The organism is Sulfuricurvum kujiense DSM 16994 (genome assembly GCF_000183725.1).
GTDB classification, from domain to species: Bacteria; Campylobacterota; Campylobacteria; order Campylobacterales; family Sulfurimonadaceae; genus Sulfuricurvum; species Sulfuricurvum kujiense.
Genome location: NC_014755.1, coordinates 15,541 through 33,244, shown reverse-complemented (window position 1 = coordinate 33,244; position 17,704 = coordinate 15,541). Strand labels below are relative to the sequence as shown.

21 protein-coding genes are annotated in these 17,704 nt (G+C 39.1%); 4 read left to right on the top strand and 17 right to left on the bottom strand.

Features of this window, described 5'->3' with window-relative positions:
• Positions 1-2 precede the first annotated feature (2 nt).
• The 5 genes from SULKU_RS13620 to SULKU_RS13600 form a co-directional block, all read right to left on the bottom strand.
• A complete protein-coding gene (locus SULKU_RS13620; RefSeq protein ID WP_013449969.1) occupies positions 3-1,139 on the bottom strand; it encodes a Fic family protein in 1,137 nt (378 codons plus the stop codon).
• A gap of 341 nt (positions 1,140-1,480) precedes the next feature.
• Positions 1,481-2,545 carry a hypothetical protein gene (locus SULKU_RS13615; RefSeq protein WP_013449968.1) on the bottom strand — a complete coding sequence of 355 codons (1,065 nt, stop codon included), beginning with the start codon at positions 2,543-2,545 and terminating at the stop codon, positions 1,481-1,483.
• Positions 2,529-4,682 (bottom strand): site-specific integrase, encoded by a 2,154-nt coding sequence (locus SULKU_RS13610; protein ID WP_013449967.1) that lies wholly within the window; start codon positions 4,680-4,682, stop codon positions 2,529-2,531. The genes SULKU_RS13615 and SULKU_RS13610 overlap by 17 nt, the downstream gene beginning before the upstream one ends.
• On the bottom strand, positions 4,663-7,026 hold the full coding sequence (locus SULKU_RS13605; protein ID WP_013449966.1) for a hypothetical protein: 2,364 nt from the start codon (positions 7,024-7,026) through the stop codon (positions 4,663-4,665). Before SULKU_RS13605 ends, SULKU_RS13610 begins: the two co-directional genes overlap by 20 nt.
• On the bottom strand, positions 7,023-8,312 hold the full coding sequence (locus SULKU_RS13600) for a hypothetical protein (protein WP_151174366.1): 1,290 nt from the start codon (positions 8,310-8,312) through the stop codon (positions 7,023-7,025). Before SULKU_RS13600 ends, SULKU_RS13605 begins: the two co-directional genes overlap by 4 nt.
• A gap of 345 nt (positions 8,313-8,657) precedes the next feature.
• On the opposite strand from SULKU_RS13600, the gene SULKU_RS13595 reads away from it, so the two are divergent.
• Both SULKU_RS13595 and SULKU_RS13590 read left to right on the top strand, forming a co-directional pair.
• Positions 8,658-8,993, top strand: coding sequence for a transcriptional regulator, XRE family (locus tag SULKU_RS13595; RefSeq protein ID WP_013449964.1), 336 nt, complete (start codon positions 8,658-8,660; stop codon positions 8,991-8,993).
• Positions 8,993-10,306: a type II toxin-antitoxin system HipA family toxin gene (locus SULKU_RS13590; protein WP_013449963.1), complete on the top strand. Its 1,314-nt coding sequence runs from the start codon at positions 8,993-8,995 to the stop codon at positions 10,304-10,306. Before SULKU_RS13595 ends, SULKU_RS13590 begins: the two co-directional genes overlap by 1 nt.
• 17 nt (positions 10,307-10,323) lie before the next feature.
• Here the strand turns inward: SULKU_RS13590 and SULKU_RS13585 are convergent, their stop codons facing one another.
• Genes SULKU_RS13585 through SULKU_RS13555 form a run of 9 tightly spaced genes read right to left on the bottom strand, consistent with a single transcriptional unit; the run spans position 10,324 to position 14,017 of the window.
• On the bottom strand, positions 10,324-10,740 hold the full coding sequence (locus SULKU_RS13585; protein WP_013449962.1) for a hypothetical protein: 417 nt from the start codon (positions 10,738-10,740) through the stop codon (positions 10,324-10,326).
• A 41-nt stretch (positions 10,741-10,781) separates the two neighbouring features.
• Complete coding sequence (locus tag SULKU_RS14935; RefSeq protein WP_151174365.1) at positions 10,782-10,967, bottom strand: hypothetical protein; 186 nt, start codon at positions 10,965-10,967, stop codon at positions 10,782-10,784.
• Positions 10,946-11,179, bottom strand: coding sequence for a WGR domain-containing protein (locus SULKU_RS14855; RefSeq protein ID WP_245535191.1), 234 nt, complete (start codon positions 11,177-11,179; stop codon positions 10,946-10,948). The genes SULKU_RS14935 and SULKU_RS14855 overlap by 22 nt, the downstream gene beginning before the upstream one ends.
• Entirely contained in the window at positions 11,163-11,513 is a 351-nt protein-coding gene (locus SULKU_RS13580) for a hypothetical protein (RefSeq protein ID WP_013449959.1), read from the bottom strand. Before SULKU_RS13580 ends, SULKU_RS14855 begins: the two co-directional genes overlap by 17 nt.
• Positions 11,494-12,117, bottom strand: a complete 624-nt coding sequence (locus SULKU_RS13575) for a hypothetical protein (protein ID WP_013449958.1) — start codon at positions 12,115-12,117, stop codon at positions 11,494-11,496. Before SULKU_RS13575 ends, SULKU_RS13580 begins: the two co-directional genes overlap by 20 nt.
• A 10-nt stretch (positions 12,118-12,127) precedes the next feature.
• Complete coding sequence (locus SULKU_RS13570; RefSeq protein ID WP_013449957.1) at positions 12,128-12,835, bottom strand: hypothetical protein; 708 nt, start codon at positions 12,833-12,835, stop codon at positions 12,128-12,130.
• On the bottom strand, positions 12,825-13,154 hold the full coding sequence (locus SULKU_RS13565; protein WP_013449956.1) for a hypothetical protein: 330 nt from the start codon (positions 13,152-13,154) through the stop codon (positions 12,825-12,827). The genes SULKU_RS13570 and SULKU_RS13565 overlap by 11 nt, the downstream gene beginning before the upstream one ends.
• The gene (locus SULKU_RS13560; protein ID WP_013449955.1) at positions 13,135-13,611 is read right to left on the bottom strand and encodes a hypothetical protein; all 477 of its coding nucleotides are present in this window, start codon (positions 13,609-13,611) and stop codon (positions 13,135-13,137) included. Before SULKU_RS13560 ends, SULKU_RS13565 begins: the two co-directional genes overlap by 20 nt.
• A 1-nt stretch (position 13,612) precedes the next feature.
• Positions 13,613-14,017, bottom strand: a complete 405-nt coding sequence (locus SULKU_RS13555) for a hypothetical protein (protein WP_013449954.1) — start codon at positions 14,015-14,017, stop codon at positions 13,613-13,615.
• Positions 14,018-14,323: 306 nt separating this feature from the next.
• Here SULKU_RS13555 and SULKU_RS13550 point away from each other — a divergent pair, with 306 nt between their 5' ends.
• The gene (locus SULKU_RS13550; protein ID WP_013449953.1) at positions 14,324-14,563 is read left to right on the top strand and encodes a helix-turn-helix domain-containing protein; all 240 of its coding nucleotides are present in this window, start codon (positions 14,324-14,326) and stop codon (positions 14,561-14,563) included.
• Positions 14,560-14,838: a DUF4282 domain-containing protein gene (locus SULKU_RS13545; RefSeq protein ID WP_013449952.1), complete on the top strand. Its 279-nt coding sequence runs from the start codon at positions 14,560-14,562 to the stop codon at positions 14,836-14,838. The genes SULKU_RS13550 and SULKU_RS13545 overlap by 4 nt, the downstream gene beginning before the upstream one ends.
• Positions 14,839-14,856: 18 nt before the next feature.
• Here the strand turns inward: SULKU_RS13545 and SULKU_RS13540 are convergent, their stop codons facing one another.
• The 3 genes from SULKU_RS13540 to SULKU_RS13530 all read right to left on the bottom strand — a co-directional run bounded on the left by SULKU_RS13540 (position 14,857) and on the right by SULKU_RS13530 (position 17,699).
• The gene (locus SULKU_RS13540; RefSeq protein WP_013449951.1) at positions 14,857-15,735 is read right to left on the bottom strand and encodes a radical SAM protein; all 879 of its coding nucleotides are present in this window, start codon (positions 15,733-15,735) and stop codon (positions 14,857-14,859) included.
• 1 nt (position 15,736) lies between these two features.
• Positions 15,737-16,261 (bottom strand): 3'-5' exonuclease, encoded by a 525-nt coding sequence (locus SULKU_RS13535; protein ID WP_013449950.1) that lies wholly within the window; start codon positions 16,259-16,261, stop codon positions 15,737-15,739.
• A 529-nt stretch (positions 16,262-16,790) separates the two neighbouring features.
• The gene (locus tag SULKU_RS13530; protein WP_013449949.1) at positions 16,791-17,699 is read right to left on the bottom strand and encodes a hypothetical protein; all 909 of its coding nucleotides are present in this window, start codon (positions 17,697-17,699) and stop codon (positions 16,791-16,793) included.
• Positions 17,700-17,704 lie beyond the last annotated feature (5 nt).

The following is a 17,704-nucleotide window of genomic DNA, read 5'->3' as shown; positions in this document are numbered from 1 at the left end:
AGCTATTTGATTTCTAATACAATCTCATAGCGTACATTTCGTCCCTGTGTCCCCTCGATATGTCGGATACATCCGATCTCGATGAGTTGAGTGATATCTCTGGAAGCTGTTGTAGATGAAGCATCGGCAATTGTCATGTATTTCTTTTTGCTCAACGCACCCTGAAAGTTCTCAGCCCCCATATCTAGGATTTTATTGAGTACTTTGGTTTGTCTTGGATTGAGATCATACTCGCGAAACTTATCCCAAAACGTCGTTTTTTGAACAATGTAATCTAACTTCTTTTTCGTATCGATCAATGCTGTATGAAGCGTTGTGAGAAACCACTCACACCAATCGGTAATATCCAGATGGTTTGATTCTTTATGAACATACCCCGTCGTTTTTTCCAACGCTTTGTAATAACCATTACGGTCATTGTTGATCGCACTGGACATCGAATAGAGTCTTGAAACACTCGATTTTTCAATCTTAGATAAGACCAAGTCAGTGATTGCACGTCCAATTCGACCGTTACCATCATCAAAAGGGTGGATGATGACGAACCAAAGATGAGCGATACACGATTTGATTAGACTGGGCGGTGTGGTATTAAACCATTGCAGGTATCTTTCCATCTCGTGTTCGAGAATCGATAGCGGGGGTGCAACATAGTAGGTTTTCTCTTTACCTGCCGCTCCGCCGATAACCTCCATCGGATCTTCGCCTCTAAACTCAGCGACATTGATTTTAGACAATCCTCTGTATCCTCGTGGAAAGAGTGCATTGTGCCATCCAAATAATCGCTCAAGAGTTAGAGGCTTATCATAATTTGTATTGGCATCGATGAGAATTTCTATCAAATAATCAGTGCTCTCATCTCCTTTCAAAGAATCAATTCCCAAGAGCCCAAGCTTTCGTGCGATAGAGGCTTTAACACTGTCGCGGTTAAGCATTTCCCCCTCAATCGCAGAGGTACTGATCGCTTCGCTCATCAGCGCTTCGAGCTGTCGCTGGGCAATATTGTCACTGTCCATTGTCTGAGTCAATGCGATCAGATACCCCTGCTCCAATGACACCTCTTGAATTAAACGCTCAAGTCGGAATAAATCGTAGGTAAAATCGGGGTAAGACTCTTGCTCCCATATCCAGCGTTTCATGTATTGTATTGCCTTTTGGTATATCGATTAAAATTAATTGAATAGATTCAATGGACTAATCATACCATATTTGGTGTGAATACTTATTATTATCATCCCACCAAGTCACCTAAACGAAACATTATTTTCAGAAAAAGTAGACTGTTTTCCTGAAATTATTTTGGAAAATAAACATATGGGACTTTTCGAAATAAGGGTACTTTCTACCCTATACAAAAAAGGCAAAGGGTATGTGTTTTCTGTTGAGGCAATTTATACTATAATTCTGATACTTAGGCTTTCTAACGGACGCACATTGTCTGGTACTGCTTGCAGCTGAAAACCGAGTCAACATTTATCAATCAATCATAGTAGACGCTGTAATTATTTTCTATACGTTTTTCCATGAAAGTATCTTGTAAAGATAAATTTTTGTGTTTATCGGAGCAAATTTTGACATCTACAAAAGAATTAACTCTCGCATCAAGCTCTTCTATGCTGCTGATAATGAAGCAAACTCTACAGTGATGAAATAGTTCTTCTATATCCATACTTACGCTTTTAAAAAGATCCTTTTGTTTGCCGTTAATGATTATTAATGGCTTATTCGAAGAATCGTATATTTTCAATTTTCGGACTATAGAAGATAAAACCATACCTAGATAGTTACACCGCATTGTATAGTGATCAATTTGAAAATGGTTTATTTTACCATGTACCGTTTTGGGCACATTACTAAATTTCTTCAGTAAAGGAATATTCATTCTCTCTAACAATTTAGTAAAATACTTCACGCCTAAATCATAATTTGACCATTTTAATACGACATCTGAATAATTTCTTTTGCTGGGATCCTCAAAAAGATACTGTTCCAATAGCAGTCTTGCATCCTTAGCCAGTTTATCGAAATCAGAATCTGTAAAATAATCATCTGGATATTTTGATTTCAAACTGTCTAACTGATCAAGCGTTTTAAAAAATTTGTTACCTATCCTGGATTTTGGAGTATTGATAATATTGCCAAGAAGCTTGATAAGTTCATCTACATCAAAAGTGGTTCTGTCATCAGATTGGTAAACAGCCTCAAGCAGGTGTTTCAAATAAATTTGTCCGTCGACTTTTGTATCAAACAGTTCGGCATGAAGGCAATCGCAGATATCTTGGATATATCTGTCAAAGTGTATTTTCGAGATCTCTTTTTCTTTAAAAAACTCAAATAAATTGTATTGCTGGGGGACTCGATTCAATTCCTTTTTAAAATTCGGTTTGACCCCATAGCTCACCATATCAAAATAAAAAATCTCGTTGTGACGTGACTCTAACCCTTCCGTTAGCTCGTTAAAAATATCGATGTTATATCCCTGGTCATATCCATAAATCAAAAAACTGTTTTTACTGAGAATGGCTTGCTTAATTTCGTCTCTCATGTGCGATAACCTCTTCAATTAATTCATAGTGGATGTAACTTCTCATTGTAACGTCCGGAGTTACGTGACCGATTTCGATCGAAAAATTCAAAAGCGCGTCATTAAAATTTTGGCCACTCATGATTCTTTGCATGAACCACCATGTGGCATAGGAATGCCTCAACGAATGAAGAGTGGCATACCTTTTCGTCACCTTCGAAATGATTTCATTCAGAATCTGCGCCTTTGAAAGCTTCATAACGCTATCAAATTTTGAGTGTCCGGCCAGGTCAAAATCTTTAAACAAATACATCTCGTTTTTCTTAGATTTCTCTTTCAAAAATGCATCAAATATTTTCGCGTGTTTCTCGTTGGAAATGACAAACCCTACCCGTCTGCTGGCGTTCGAGGTTTTAAAACTATTGGCTGTTTTACTGTCTAAATCTGTTTTTAGACCTTCAACATTGATGTCTACCGAATACACTGCATCTTTGATCCTACGATCATATAGATACAAAGGTTCTCGAATAATATCGGCATGCCTTCTGGTTCTAATCTCATTGAGGCGCATACCTGAGTAATAACCCAGTAGGACAAACGACTGATATTGGCGAATGATGTATTTGTAGAATTTTGAATACCTTTTTTTATGTTCAGCCGCCGCTTTTTTATAAAAATTTTCAATTTCCTCCAATATCAAATCTATCTCCTCTGGGAAGACAAGAGATTTAGGGATATGCTTCGCCTTGATTTTATATTTTTGGAAATTGACATTATGAAATTTTAAAAAATCAGACACTAAGAAATTGAGCTGTTTTATTGAATTCAATGCTGCGCCGCTAGCTTTGTATGGATCCAGAATATTGGATAAAACCGCTTCATCTATATGCTCAAAATCGCTTATCTGGGTAAATAAGTGTTTACGCAATAATCCTATATATTTGATAAAGGTCGCTATATTGATACCTTCGGCTTGTTTTTTTCCTATGTATATTCTGCCTAACACATCACGGATATAATACAAGACCATCAACGTCGAAATATCTTTTTCGAATTGGATTGCCTTCTCAAAATGGCTCTTGATTTGTTCCAGTGTTTCTCGGTTCAAATCCCTTGGCGTTGTTTTCAACAGATTGACCCATTGTTTCCCTTCCTTGAATGTGAATAAAGGAGCTATCTTCAAGTTATAGTCAAATTCCGTATCGATAAACATCTCATCCACGTAATCGTCCAAGCCCTCAACCTCAGACGTTTGACCAATCAGTCCGTTATTGTATACCTCGATCTCAAGCAAGTGGGCCGGAATCTGCTGAGGGTACAAATAAGCCAGTTCCCCAAGGCAGAGTGGAACCGTAGTCACCGTTTTATATTGACACGCTACGATCGCCGGTGGTTGAGTCATCATTGCATTGAAAATAAAGGCATTACGGATCGCATCGACAGAGATTTTTTTGCCAAAATATCTTTCAATTTCTCTTTTAGACTCTTTTTTCATTCTGTTCGGATTATCAAAGAGCGGTGTTGTGCCCATCTCTTTGAACCGTGCCAGAAGCGCGTAAGCTTTTTTGATCCGAAAGATTTTCAACCTTTTAAAGCCATCTTCCAGTGGATCTTCAATGATGCATTGGTAGCCCTGGTCATGGATGACAAAAAAATTATTAAGCGATGCCCTGCGTAACGCTTCTTCGCGCCAGCCATCCTCTTCAAAATAAACCAAGGCGATATAGACGGCTAGCCGAGGATCAGTTTTCGTCAGTTCATTTAAGACATATTCCTCAAAATCTTCCACCTGATCGGCAAGATAGAAATACTTTGGCGGCAAAAAATGATGATAACGGTTGATCTGACGCAGCGGCTTTTTAAGCGCGTATGACGCGGAGCTATTGCTTATGTAGCCATGATTTTTGAGATATTCGACAAATTCAAAGATTGTATTTGACCCTATTTGAAGCGAACTCATCTGTTCATATCCGGATAGATGGATCATAAATTTTTCTGTAAGGGTGAATTTGTTGTGCCGGACCGAGAGCAACTTATCAGATTCCTCCAAGCTCAATACCTCTAATAATGCTCTATAGTGTGCCTCATATTGCTTCGGGACCGAGGATTCAAGGCTGTTCAGCCGCTCGAGCGCTTTTTCAAAGAGCAGCATGTTCATGGATGTCCTTGAGCCTGTAAATGCAAGCAATTTCATTTAGGATCGTACCAAAGGTATTGCGGTATTTTTGGGTGTCATGCATACTGAACCGTCCGAGCAGTTCTCCCCCGTTGACCGCATGCCCCATGAATGCGTTCATGTCATCTTGACGAATTCCCGCTTCCGTCGCCATAGAGGTAATCAGATGGCGCCCAAGGTTTAGAGGAACCAGATTGAGCATCTCATACAGTTCCGTATGCTGTTTATAAAAACGAAATGCCTTAAAGGCTTTTTGCATGGTACCAAGCGTCAGGGGAACGGTATTTTTGCCATCAAATAGAACGACCGATTTGGTTGTTATTCCAAACTTCTCCAGTGTCTTGAGGTAGTTTTGAATGATCGTTTGCGCCAATTCAGATAGAGGAATGCACCTGAAGCCGGTATTTGTCTCTTTCCCTTTTTCCTGGATCATTATCACCTTATGCTTCCAGCTGATCCTGCCAAGGTCGACTGATTTTCCAAAATCCCTGGTACCCAACAATAGACTCAGGGTATAGCGGACATGGATCGAATAGATATTGAATCTCGCATATTTATCAAGCCTGCGCTCTTTTAACAGGTTTTCGATATTTTGCAAGAATTCGATAAATACATCTTTCTTGACAAGCTTACGCGAACCGATTATTTTTGCTTCATCGAAATTAATAACCCGTTCATTGCTGAATGCCTTCTCAAAAATATGCACTTGTAAATGCGCTTTAATCCCCAGAAGCTCTGTGTATTCAATCAGCCAGTTGGAATACTCATCCATCTGAGATGAAGCGGCGGTGTAATAAACGATCGGACTGGCGTTCTTATCGATGTTCTTGGTAGCAAGCATTATTTCTGTGCTGATGTTTTTATAGAGAATTTTTTTGTGAACCATCGAGCAGTGCCAGATTTTTTGAAAATTGATGTGTAATTTTTTGTCAAAATCCTTTTTTTTGGTTCGGATTACTTTCCGAAATTCCTCTTCTTCATAGGGTACTTTGATGTCATACAGAGACAGAATCAAATGCATGAGTTCAAAAGGGATTTTATAGGTGATTGCATCGGTGGTGACAATCCCAACTTCTTCATCAAAGCGATCGTATTTGGCGAAGTATTCGTCTGAGATTTGAAGCTCTACGGTGTTGTTGTCACTCACGAATTTTTGATTACCAAAAAAAAGTTTCGAACATTGTTCCGGCTTTATCCCCATGACCACAGAGATGATAAACAACCCGCAATAATATTGATCCTCATCCCCTTTCATTCTTTTGATCAAAAATCGGCAAAACTCGGATAGAAATCCTATACTTGGAAGCGTATATAAAGAGGGCAGTTGCAGCTTATTCTTCGCGATCGCGGCGGAAATGGCAAGAATCTTTTTATTCTGCAATGTTTTTGTATTCTTCTTTGTTCCCGTACTCACCTGAACTCTTTGCCTGCGGGCAATACCCTCTTCTGCCTCTTCTTCGGCTTCTTGAGCGGCTGGCATTTTTTTAACTGAGGTGGTGTAGGATTCACTTGGACAATACTCATGGTTTTCCGCGGAAGTATCTATGTGGTCCGAAGAACGTTTATATGTTTTTTTGGTAAACCCATAGAAGCTTTTGAGCGCTTTGATGTCCCTCTTCAAATCGATATTTTTTAATGTAAAGTTACTGCTTATTTGATACGAAATACCATTGACACTCACAACATAGTAAGACTCCTTATTCTCCTTTGTCTCCGGCTCGTTTTTTTTATCAGCATTACCTTCATTTGCATCATTCTGATCGTCTTCGTTTTCGCTAGTATTTGAACCCTTGGTATGATGTTGAGATTTTTTGACTATAACATGGTCGTCATCAATGCATAAAAGAAGGTTTTTAAAGTCATTTTTCACAAACCGATCAATTCGAATTTTATTCTTACGCATATATTCAAGGATCTCTATCATATGAACAAAATGCCGGATGGTCGCAGACATTTCATGGGTTTTCATATGTTGTTTTTGTTTGAGGTATTTGATATGAAACTTCAACACTTCGGTCGCTGAAGCATCGGACAAACGTTCATCCATAGGGAGCTTATAATAGAGCGTCGCGATCGGGAAATCTTCAAACTGCTTTTTGTCGATCATATATTTTTCTCTGACTTGTTTATGTACCGGCTCGAACTCATCGGTACCCCTGATGAGACCATCCAAATACTCAATTAGATCATTTTGATTTTGTTGAATACTTTCTAAAAAGAGATCCCTGGTAGACTGCTCCGCACTAAGAAAAATAGATTTGAAATTAAATGCAATCTGATTTTGCGCATGTGTTTGGTTTTCGTATTCGAATAGATCAAATGTCATAGATAATTGACCATGTCAAATATTTGCAATTTGTCTTTTAAACTCCAAGTAACAATTTTTTTCCCATCCAAATAATTAGAGGAATAACGCTCAGAAATCAATATTGATTGATCTTTCAAATTCATATCTGGTATTGATTTAACATCAAATTTTTTATAAATATCAAATGGTGTGCCCTGATGGGTGCAATTAAATACGACCCTTTTACCATTTAGCTGAAACAACTTTGCATAGTGGGTATATAGATTGTTATCAATATCAATATAATCTTGTTGGTCCTCATCAGTAAAATTTATCAAAAAACTTTGGCTGCATATTGGACAACAAAAGTTAGAAAGTATTTTTGGTAAAAATCTATCATGTGCAATACCTATATTTTTATGAATATATTTTATTAATGGGATATACTCGATATCATCATATGGCTTGATAATTTGGATCATATAGCTACCATTAGATTTTACAGGTTGGACATTATTCTTAAAAAATTTCTGAAGATATTTGGTGTCATTTTCTTGAACAATATCGGGCAAAAAAAATGAGCATGGAATGTGAAAAGGATTGTACTTAGCAAATTGCGTATTCTCATGAGAGCACTTGAAGTGAATATTATTGTCTTCAATTTTTATCAAATCATCTTTTAATGGGTGCTCTATCGCGCAAATCGGACAATGAATCAGTTTAATTTCTTTTTTTGGATTGGATGCATTGTCAAAACTCAAGTATGTTTTATTGGGTTGAAGATATAGATTTAGCCAAGGATTTTCAATATCAGATTTGGACTTTACGATTGAAGCTTTTCTTTTTCTAGGAAATATATTTTTAATGCTAGTGGATCCAAAAAAATCTAATTCATTTTCACCATAAATTTTTTCCAATAGATCAACATCTAGTGAAGAAGAATTAGGATTTGTATATGAAATGAAATCCATCAAAAGTTTCATTTTTTGGTATCTGTCAAAATTTACTTCTTTTGCTATTTCATCATTGATAACAATGACATTGATCTGTATATCAGACAAATTTTTTTCTTCACTTTTTTGTAAAAATAGCCTGTATAAAATCAATAATTCTGGATTGAAAATATAGGTTATATCCAGAACAAAAAGACTAAATAAATTTTCCAATCCTTTTATTTCAGATGAAGCCTTAGCTGTAACGTTACCCTCATCACGCAAAAAAATTATTAGTGGGATCTTCAACACCTCATACATAAAATCAGGTGCAATTTTTTTCATTGTATAGGAATATATTTGGGGATCAACATCTTTATACAGTGTTTCCATAGTAATGTATCGATGGGTAAGTTTTAGACAATTTTCGATGCTTATCTGGATAGTCTTAAGTTTCATGTAAGCTCATTATTATATTTATAGATATATTTTACACTATATTTACATTTTAATTGATTATATTCAATATATCGTGTAAGACTATTAAAAATAAGCCCATAAAAATACTGATCACCCTAATCCTTATATTGATATTCATTTACTGCTTCATAAAATACTATTTTTAGTATAAATTGTAAGTATATAAAATCTATTTAGATACTTTCTTTCTATTTATATATTACAAAAGCTCTTTTTAGTGCTATAATTATTTTTATATAGCATTTTAGGAGGGATCTAATGCGTTTTTCACTATTAAGTGATGAAGAAATACTCAAAGAACTAGCGCATCGCATCGATCGAAGACGACGTGAAAAAGAAATAAGCGATGCTGATTTGGTTGAAAAAAGTGGTACCAATATCGCTACTCTAAAACGCTTTCGTGCTAACAAGGGGACAATATCTCTAACCAGTTTTATCCGAATTCTTAGAGGACTTGGGGAGCTCGATGCGCTGAATGCCCTTTTGGAATCAACCCAAACATTTAGTCCCTCACAACAAATCGAAAAACCGCTCAAGAAGCGGATCTATAAAAAGAAATCCAAACCTTCAAACTTTCAATGGGGAGATGAATAATGGCTGCACCGGTAATTACAATAAATTTATGGAGCAAGACAATTGGTTATTTGGGTTACGCTCCCGGGCAAAATGAAATAGCTACGTTTGAATACGCACCTGAGTTTGCAACCTCAAATATTCAGCTCTCACCCTTAGAGATGAAATATCCCCCTATGATTCACTCATTCCCAACTATTAGCCAAAGAACCTTTCACGGGCTCCCAGGAATCTTTGCCGATTCGCTCCCCGATAAATTCGGAAACAAACTGATCGATCGGTTCTTTGCCGATAAAGGGTTATCTGCATCGGATATTACTGCTTTGGATCGTTTGGCCTATATTGGTAAACGAAGCATGGGTGCCTTTGAATATGAGCCATCAACCAACGATACGATGGCAATGGATGGAGGAACCCTAAACATTCATCATCTCAACGAACTAGCCAATATGGTATTACGCGAAAAGAGCGATTTCAATCTCAAATTATCCACCGCATCGTATGAAGAGATGTTAGCCCTTATTCGTGTCGGATCGAGTGCCGGAGGGGCAAGATCTAAAGCATTGGTAGCCCAAGACGCGCAAGGAAGATTTTATGACGGTACGTTGGATGCGGGTGCCGATAAACGCTACTGGCTTTTGAAGTTTGATTCGGATGACAACAGCGATAAAGAGCGAAAAGACCCTAAAGGGATCACGCGAATCGAATACATCTATTCTCTGATTGCCAAGGAATGTGGAATTGATATTCCCTCAACAACCTACATCTCTGACGGTGATGATTTTCATTATATGATAGAGCGGTTTGACCGTGAAATCATTAATGGAAAGGTGCGTAAAAAGCACTATGCTTCTTGGGCAGGCTTGCGACATTTTGATCGAGATCATGTCGGTGTGTACTCGTATGAGCAGTTACTCATGTCATGTCGTGAACTTGGATTAGGTCAAAACGAATTCAATGAGCTGTTTCGTCGCGCCGTCTTTAACATCATCGGGCGTAATCAAGATGATCATGCCAAAAATTTCGGCTTCATGATGGATCGTCGTGGAGTATGGTCACTCTCACCTGCGTTCGATATGACCTATGCGTATGATCCGCTTGGAAAGTGGACCGCGCAACACCAAATCTCACTATCTGGCAAACGAGATCAGTTTGAGCGAAACGATCTTTTGGCCTTTGCATCTAAGTGCAGTATACCCACAAAACATGCTAATGAAATTATTGAACAAGCGCTTGAGGCATTTAGTAGTTTTACACGGTTGGCTATAGAACATGAAGTTCCGAATGATCTTTACAAACAGGTTTTTGCATCGCTCAGAATTAAAAATTTATAGGTCTAAATTCTTCAATTTTATGGGGTATTGACGAGTCGTTCTTCAATGATTTTGAAGCACTCCGCATCATCTGCCAGCTCAATCGCATAATGTTCGATTGAGAGTTCAATAGCGCGTTTAATCTGATACGCTTTTTTCTCATCCCCTGAAAAACACTCTATTAACATATCAACCGCGGCATGGGGCATCGTAAAACGCCATTGATTATCCTTGTAGGCTTCACTGAAGAGATCCGTATCATCGGGGTGAGAGGTAATGAAGTTACTTCTGCGAAAGTCACGTATCTGGGGATCCTCTTCTGCCTGATAGATACGAAACCTATTTTCTTCTTTATTTTGCTTATGGTGTTTTTTGGGTGAACGTTTATAGCCTATAGCATAGACGATCAAGCCAAGCAGCACAATAATATTTACCACCATCCAAAAATTACTCATTCTCGTTTCTCCTTAGCTGTTTAAAATGATTTGGGTGCGGTTTAAAAAAGCTCCAACACCCTTTTGGAAAACTCGCTTTGTGGATAAAAGATAATGGCAGCGGCCGTAAATGCTATTCCAAACAAAAATATCGCCACCCCAAATTCTTGAATACTGTGCACCCCTGCCCCTGCAATAAGTGCGGGGATAAAAAAGATCAAAGCACTCATCCATTTATTGGTGCGCATCGGTTTGTATAACCCTTTTTTAGTTTGGCATTTATCAATGCTTGAATCGACTCGGCGGCGACTTCTGCACTGTCATAAATCTCACGGATCACACCGGTGGGTTTAAGTTTTTTGATGGAGCCGTACGTGCGAACTACCATCCACTCCCCAAAGAGATTGGGGATCAATTCAAGGGTGTAATACCTCACCCTTCCCTTAACGCTTCGTGTCATTGTCATTTTCATAATCGTGTTTCCCGGACTCTAAATCTTTCATTGCACTGTTTTCCATTAAATGACCTACGTTTTTTGATTTTTGGTACGCATCGATCTGCTTTTGTGTGATACCACTTTCACAGTACCCCCGTTTCATATCCTTGTTGTTCAGATATCGCCCGACCAAACCCAGCAGACCAATAATGGTTAATGTAGCGGCGATGATAGTTGTGGGATTGATTTGATCATCGAATCCGTAGGTTTGTCCGTATTGATAGATAGCCAGCCCATAGATTTGCACAAGCACCAGCAGTGTCCAGTAGGTCAGAAATTTAGACATTCTTTTGCTCATGGTGTGCCTCCTTCATGTATTCATCACTCGATTCATAGTAATCTCCTATAAACTCGTTCCACTCTTTAAGCTCCGGATCGGTTCTATAGAGTTCCGCCATCGCAGCAGCTCCTTTTTCGATTGCAGCTTTACGTTCCTCACGAGCTTTGATTTTTATGTGGCTCTCGTTTAGCCGTCGAAACATCCAGACCATCCACCCAACTATCCCGATCAATGCGCTTGTTCCGATAATGATCTGTGTTGTAACGCTTATGCAGTGCGGTTCGCTTTGATTAATGATCTCGCATTGATCATCGAGTATATCTACTCCACGATTCCCTTTAAATAGATACGATCCCTTATGTTCCCAACCTCGGGTATGGGATACGAGGAGTGGATGGGCAGAATCATCTTTGCAGATAATCTCCCCTCCGCTATCAAAGTGATCTCCATAAAAATTCAGCCGGTCACTTCGACTGCAAATATCATCTCCCCAAACCATAACTAAAAGTAAAAACAGCCCAACCATCGGGACGATCATCTCTTTGAGAAACGTTACACTCACTCCACCCATCAAGAGTATCAGTCCCATCAATGCCATCATATCCATATCAAAGTGACTCATCTTTTCCCCCTTATGCCGCAATCAGCCCTTTTAAAGTATTTTGTGCGGCTTCCTCAAACCAGCTCATATCAAATTCCGCAGCTTTAAGCAGTTCATCGTAATGTTTTTGCTTGTAGCATTGAATATGTCTGAATCGCTCAGAGAGGAGTCGATGAAGGTTTTGACTCCCGGCAAAGAGTAATAAAGCAATGATCTTCTCATTCACCTCTTTGATGTTGTTGGGATAGGGTTTCATCATCGGTGCAGTACCGCTGATGGCACATAGGTATCCATAAGTCTCTCCGCGTGTGAGAGGCATCAATGCGCTCACCAGCTCCTCATCGCTGATTTGGGAGGCATGGGCAAGAATCTGTTTGGTCCAGTTGGCATTTTTAGCGTGTTTAAGTCTGACGTTACACGCCAATTTATCAACTTGCTTCAAATAGTCGCGTTTCATCCACAAAAACTGAATCCGATCGAACATCTTAGAAAAAAAAGCTCCAATGCTTTTTGTGTCGATCCCCATGTTGTCATAGACAAAGACGCAATTACGGTGTTGATGCTCGATCGCATGGGTAATCGCTTCAATGAGGGCGAACTCTTCGGCTTCGTGTACATTCATGGCGTGGACAAATACAGAATGGCTTTGGTTCGTATAGAGGTTTTTTACCCCTATTCCCACCTCTTTTGTGAGGTGGTCATACGATGCATCACTGAGATATATGACATTATTTTCCATGGGGTGTCTCCTCCTTTTGGGAGTGTTCTGCATGCTTTTCCTCTTCATGCATCGTTTTAAGATCCCGTATACACTGACGGCTTTGCTTTAAAAGGATCCACAGTGTGAGAGACATAGAGATCACCATAAAGATCAAGCTTGCCGCCAATAGCCATTTCATCGCTATGGCCTGCCCCACTCCCACACTTAAAACTAAATACCCGACACTGATTAGATAAAGTCGTTGACGCCGTTCATGTATGATAATCCGTAGCATCAAGACGCTAAGTCCCCAGTAAAAAAGACTTAGAAAAACGATATTACTCAGCTCTTGCGTCATCTTTTTCCTCCTCAACACCCAGCGTCACCGCCCGCAGAATCATCAACACTCCCATAACAGTGACTAAGACCATCCAATACGGAACGCTTGATGGCTCTGGAAAAGGTTTTTCAATCACCCTACACACTCCAGGATCATTAATGATCACATCCCCTTTCACAAATCCGGTCCCCTCCTCATATCTCCACCCGCTGAAGCGATCGACCCTCGCACTCTCCCCTCTCCATAAACCGCAGGACAATGCCCTCCCCTCATGAAACTGTTCCATTAAAAAACGCTCACCTAGGTAGTGTGTGTGGTTACTGTAGGCAATAGTAAATACTCCCGCAATCACCACCATCCCGACAAAAACAAACTCAGCCCCTCTTCCATAGAGGATAAATCCAGCTCCAATGAGTAGCAATACGCTCAACAGCAACACTTCGCCGGTACTGGTAACCAACATCTCAGGATGCATCTCATCTCTCCTCGTAGGTACTGGAGATCACCGCAGAGCGCTCATGGATTCGATATTCTTTGTGCTGACACAGATATACACTTCGAATTTCACGTTTCAACACGCCGCACACGTTGTACCAAGTAAATCCGAAAAAGCTTTTTTTATGGATCAGCTCTTTGGGGTGAAGGCAAAGAAGCTTTTCATAATCAAGACCCATCCCTTTATGCTCGGTGTAGAGGGTCTGTTCCCCTTCAATCTCATATCTCTCCTTATCCGAGTCGTACCGTAATATCGCGTCACGGAAAATTTTATGTTGCTCGTCACACTCCACAAAGTAAAAACGTTCCCCCTTAGGATTAATCAGGATCTCTTTTCTCCCTTCATCAATGAGTAGATCGATATCGCTAAAACACACATGGCTCATGAAATCTCCTTTTAGTATGAGTAAAAATAAACATACGTTTATTTATTAAGTAATTATATACTCATACATAAACAATGTCAACACTTTATATACTTATATGATTACATTAAAGCACTAATTATTACTTATATGTAAATTTATTGCATTTTGCAAAGTGGGTAGTCGGAAGTAGTAGTATTTGTATGAAATAAACGTTTGATTAGTAATAGTCTTATTAAATTCACAAATAAGACTTTTTAAGTCATTTAGTAAACATTTGAGGTGATTTAGATAGAATTTTATAAACGAATAAGTATTAGAGAGAAAATGGACAAATACGCTTTTAATGATCTTCTCAAAACCGCCGGTCTTTCTAAGAAAGAATTTGCCGAAATTTTAGGGACCACCGGCGGTACCATCAGTAACTGGGGGAATGAGGGGCGTGAGATCCCTTATTGGGTTGAATCGTGGCTTCATCTCTATATCGAGAATCAGCACTGTAAGAAGATCAAAGAGGCGATAAGTAAAAGCGGTGTATGCGATTTAATGGATAAAAAATCCAAGTGAACTTTTTAACTTTTGACTCTTTTATCTCGATTCCGGTACTGATAGCCTTCTATTACATCGGAGCACTGATGATCCCTGCACTGCTTTGGTATAAGCGTACATGGGTTGTGAAAATAGCCGATGCTTTGATGCGAACGTTTCCCATTACAACCTCACGGCTTGTTCTGAGTTTTATAATTTTATTTATCGGATTTGAGATACTGTGGCGGATGATGTTTGAGATGCTTATCGGGTATTTCAAGATGATTGAGTATTTACGCCATTTGTCTTCTTGAACCTTAAAACGACGTCTACTAAAACCCTCTCATCCAGCTAGGTACCATTGCACCCTGCCCTACTTTGAGAGCCTCGTCGATTTCACCTATTAGCCGATCACGATCTTTTGGGAGGGTTCCGGAGAGATGGAGTGCATTTGAGGCATGGTTGGATCTGAATATGACCTTTTCCAGAGGATTGATGAGAGAAAGTAAATCACGCTGTTCGTGCAGAATCTGTAGGTCCTTTAATAGAGTAAAGGAATCAAATGGTCTGAGAAAGCGATCCTTCACACCCTCTTCCAATCCCAGCTGTAAGGTAGAGAGATAGGTTATCGGTGCAGCGTTGATCACTCTGGCCGTATCGCTGATGTGTTCACGAGTATGTTCTGTCCCCCCTATTCCCAGTATGACGGTTGCTGAGATCTTGATATTGGCTTCATGGGCACGGTCAAGTGCTTCGATCATTTGATCACGATTGACACCTTTATCGATTTTACTCAGCAGTTCATTATTCCCCGTCTCAATCCCAAAGTACGCTAGACTCAGCCCCCCTGCTCTGAGCTCTTTTAGCTCATCAATACTTTTTTCCAGAAAGTTCTGCGCTGTAGCATAGAGCGATACACGTGTGAGTCTTGGAAACGAAGTTTTTAGTAAACGTAACAACTTTGCGAAATGCTCTGTAGGAAGTGCCAATGCGTCTCCATCGGCTAAAAACACTTTATTAGCATTTGGATAAGCGTGTGCAAGTGCTTCGATCTCACGACGTACCTCATTTAATGGACGTATTGTATAGCGTTTGGTTTTATACATGGTGCAAAAGCTACATCGGTTGTGGCTGCATCCTAATGTGGCTTGGACAATAATGTTCTCGGCTTCTGCTGAGGGACGGTAGAGGGGGAAGGAATAGTGAATCATTTTAAATTTCTATGTTCATATTATTTAAAACTTCGAGTGTTTTTGTGACATCGTAAACAGCACTATGGTATTGCTCTTCATCAAACTCAATTTGGTAATGTCTGCAGGTTTCCAACAGTTTCGGGTTCTTGAGACTCCCTCGGATATTGATTGCTCCGACAATCTTTTTATTCGATTTCATCGTACAAAAGTGTTTCTCGAATCGAACCAGTTCACCGAGATGACGCAGTTCAAACGTTATGTTGTGTGCGATAAGAGTCTTAGCACCCTGACAAAACTCTACGAACTCGCTATCCTCTGCGAAATGCTCTGCGTAATCAACGTTTGCCCGCAATCTCTCGATTCGTTGCGGTGAGAGTTTATGGACGGCAAGCGCGTAAGGGTTAACCTCATATTCGGAGAAGTAGTAGCGATGAAAGGTATCGGCGATGACATAAACACCCTCTTCTCTTTTGATCCGAAATGCTGCGACTTCGATCACATCATGGATATTGGCAGAGTTGGTTTCAAAGTCCAGAATGATCAAATGTTCTCCATCGTATATGAGCAGGTGTAATTCACTATTTTACCGTATTGCTTGTTTTGATCATATTTTTTTAGATTTTGCCTTGCTTTCAAAGCAAGGGCGAAATATATGTATTTGTTGTATACAAATATATAAGATGTATAGTAAACCCCTATTACCCGCTTATTATGGGTAGAAAAAAGGGTAATAGGGGTAACAAATAGGATATTAAAGGTAACAAATAGGATATTAGGGAATATATAAATAAGGTATTAGGGGTCTATCGCCTAATACCCTCCTTGCAATATAAGGTATTAGGGGTAAGCAAAGAAATATTTAAATGGGTAAGCGTGTTCGAACTTCATAATAGGGTATTAGGGGTAAACATGGCACATTTTTTTAAATATTTAGAGTATTAGGGGTATATCGTCTAATACCCTCTTTGCAATATAAGGTATTAGGGGTTGTATTTTAGTTTATTAGAGGTATGCCGATATGGTATATCCTAATACTCTACAGTATTAGGATAAAGACAATAGGGTATTAGAGGTTATTCTGAATCCGTCATCGGAAGAGGTTTAATATAGTAGTGGCTTTTATTTTCTAGCTCGTTAAACACAAGTGTTTCATCGCCGATTAATGTAATTCCAAATTTCTCGTTTAATAGTTCCTGTGTATCGTGACTTTTTAACAACTTGATATTGCGATCAAGCTCGATTTGACTCATAATCTTGTCAGTCCTCAATTTTTCGATGAGATTACTGATCTTGATTTTTGAATTCTTTCCATTATTGGTAAGCATGTATCGTACCACTGCCTTAACGAAGGTATTGTCGATGCTTACGATGTCGTCGATGTAATTAGAGTAATCCAATATCTCTGTACGTGCTAAAAACGCTGTATAAGCCTCTGAGAAGACGACCTTGATGGTTTTCTCACCTGATTTGACGATATTGCCCTCTGAGTCCTTTTTTGTGACTCCTGTAACGGTTTCAATGAAGTTAAATGAGAAGTCGTCTTCACCATCAAAGAGAAACCGTAAACGGCATTCAGCAATTTCATTGATTTTACTGGATAACCATTCTTTATTTGATGTAGTTACTCCAAGGCGTTTTAATATCTGATATGCTGACATCTCTACAGAAAATTTACGATCGTTTTTATTAAAAACTTTTTCGCCCGTAAGTAATACTTCGAGAATATCCTTATGAATTTGACCCAATAAGCGGCCACGTATCTGCATGCGTCCTGTTTGGCCAAATAGATCATGATCGATTTCAAGCACTTGATTGTTTTTTAAAAAGCGTTTTGAAACATCTGAATTCTCAATCCTTTTAAAGGGGAGGAATATTGAAGTTGCATTTTCAAGTAAGGATGAACATGCTCTATTAATATTTGGAGCAGAGGATACAAACTCAAGAACGGATAGAGATAAGTCTTTATTTTCTTGTTCTGACATAGTTG

Coding starts and splice junctions, on each gene's coding strand:
- SULKU_RS13620 (WP_013449969.1), bottom strand. CDS start 1,139: ATGAAACGCTGGATATGGGAGCAAGAGTCTTACCCCGATTTTACCTAC.
- SULKU_RS13615 (WP_013449968.1), bottom strand. CDS start 2,545: ATGAGAGACGAAATTAAGCAAGCCATTCTCAGTAAAAACAGTTTTTTG.
- SULKU_RS13610 (WP_013449967.1), bottom strand. CDS start 4,682: ATGAACATGCTGCTCTTTGAAAAAGCGCTCGAGCGGCTGAACAGCCTT.
- SULKU_RS13605 (WP_013449966.1), bottom strand. CDS start 7,026: ATGACATTTGATCTATTCGAATACGAAAACCAAACACATGCGCAAAAT.
- SULKU_RS13600 (WP_151174366.1), bottom strand. CDS start 8,312: ATGGAAACACTGTATAAAGATGTTGATCCCCAAATATATTCCTATACA.
- SULKU_RS13595 (WP_013449964.1), top strand. CDS start 8,658: ATGCGTTTTTCACTATTAAGTGATGAAGAAATACTCAAAGAACTAGCG.
- SULKU_RS13590 (WP_013449963.1), top strand. CDS start 8,993: ATGGCTGCACCGGTAATTACAATAAATTTATGGAGCAAGACAATTGGT.
- SULKU_RS13585 (WP_013449962.1), bottom strand. CDS start 10,740: ATGAGTAATTTTTGGATGGTGGTAAATATTATTGTGCTGCTTGGCTTG.
- SULKU_RS14935 (WP_151174365.1), bottom strand. CDS start 10,967: ATGCGCACCAATAAATGGATGAGTGCTTTGATCTTTTTTATCCCCGCA.
- SULKU_RS14855 (WP_245535191.1), bottom strand. CDS start 11,179: ATGACACGAAGCGTTAAGGGAAGGGTGAGGTATTACACCCTTGAATTG.
- SULKU_RS13580 (WP_013449959.1), bottom strand. CDS start 11,513: ATGAGCAAAAGAATGTCTAAATTTCTGACCTACTGGACACTGCTGGTG.
- SULKU_RS13575 (WP_013449958.1), bottom strand. CDS start 12,117: ATGAGTCACTTTGATATGGATATGATGGCATTGATGGGACTGATACTC.
- SULKU_RS13570 (WP_013449957.1), bottom strand. CDS start 12,835: ATGGAAAATAATGTCATATATCTCAGTGATGCATCGTATGACCACCTC.
- SULKU_RS13565 (WP_013449956.1), bottom strand. CDS start 13,154: ATGACGCAAGAGCTGAGTAATATCGTTTTTCTAAGTCTTTTTTACTGG.
- SULKU_RS13560 (WP_013449955.1), bottom strand. CDS start 13,611: ATGCATCCTGAGATGTTGGTTACCAGTACCGGCGAAGTGTTGCTGTTG.
- SULKU_RS13555 (WP_013449954.1), bottom strand. CDS start 14,017: ATGAGCCATGTGTGTTTTAGCGATATCGATCTACTCATTGATGAAGGG.
- SULKU_RS13550 (WP_013449953.1), top strand. CDS start 14,324: ATGGACAAATACGCTTTTAATGATCTTCTCAAAACCGCCGGTCTTTCT.
- SULKU_RS13540 (WP_013449951.1), bottom strand. CDS start 15,735: ATGATTCACTATTCCTTCCCCCTCTACCGTCCCTCAGCAGAAGCCGAG.
- SULKU_RS13530 (WP_013449949.1), bottom strand. CDS start 17,699: ATGTCAGAACAAGAAAATAAAGACTTATCTCTATCCGTTCTTGAGTTT.